This is a genomic window from Thermogemmatispora sp. (assembly GCF_042408735.1).
In the GTDB taxonomy this organism is placed as follows: Bacteria; Chloroflexota; Ktedonobacteria; order Ktedonobacterales; family Ktedonobacteraceae; genus Thermogemmatispora.
Map to the genome: position 1 here is coordinate 1 of NZ_JBHOQV010000108.1, position 1,074 is coordinate 1,074.

The 1,074-nt window shown below is 49.4% G+C and carries 1 pseudogene; it reads left to right on the forward strand.

The features are described 5' to 3' along the window. Positions 1 to 747: 747 nt before the first annotated feature. Positions 748 to 1,074 (forward strand): annotated as a pseudogene (locus ACFMO7_RS08975) (hypothetical protein); the annotation flags it as partial.

Sequence of the window (1,074 nt, forward strand, 5' to 3'; positions counted from 1 at the left end):
TTAAAGGGCTGGATGGAAAAATCTAAGCCGACCACTTCTATCCCGCTATCCATATATTGACTAACATAATTTTTTTGATCTATAATCTATCTGAGCATAGATAAGCATAGAGGTACTCAGTTGCTTCCAGTAAAAGGAAGGAGGGAACCCTAAGATGTTGAGGCATGGACCGATCCTTCTCTGCTCGATGGCGCTCCTGCTGCTACTGTCCTTTCTTGCTTCTCCACCGGTAGAGGCTTCTGCTGTTCATAGCAACTTGATCGATAATACTGGCCACGGAGCAGCTCTGGCCCAGTCTGCTACAGTCAGCCCTTTGGCAAGCGGCGGAGGCTGTTTCAATGTGTTCTCACTTGTCCGTCTGACCTCGTGTGTCAGTGAGAACTCGGCACTCCGAATCGTTCCAGATGGCTATATTCTTCCTAGAACGGCTGATAATTCGAAATGGTCTGCATGTGGTATCTACATTGATCTAGTTGACGACACCTCTGGAACACTTTACAGCGGAGCTGGTCAAAACTGCCTCGCTCCCTTGAGAGGAGGGTACACTGGCCATTTCTACGGCCCAACAGTAGCTGCTGTCGGTGGACATGCCTATCATACACATGTGGAAGCCTACTTTGTCTACCAAGGAAGCCTCTATGGCTTGGAGGCAGATAGCCCAGAACAGTATGCCTAGGTTTCTGGAGAGGGGGCCTCTTTGCTGCGGCCCCCTCTCCAGCAGCCGTAGTCATGTGAAAGAGGTCTGGTTTGAAGATAAATAAAATTATTGATAAATATCATATTGCTGCATTTGTAGTAATTCTGCTGGCCTCTCTCCTGCGCTTCTATCTGATCCTGCTGGGCTGGCCCTCTCTTGATAGCGACGAAGGAACAATGGGCCTTATGGCTCTCCACATTGCCTATCGGGGTGCTCATCCACTGGTCTTCTACGGCCAGGACTACCTGGCGCCTATCGATGCCTATCTGGCAGCCTGCTTTTTTCATCTCTGGGGTCCCTCAGTCGTAACGCTGCGCTTGAGTGTCCTGCTTCTCTTTTGCCTTTTCCTGATACAGGTCTATTTACTTACCTGTCTG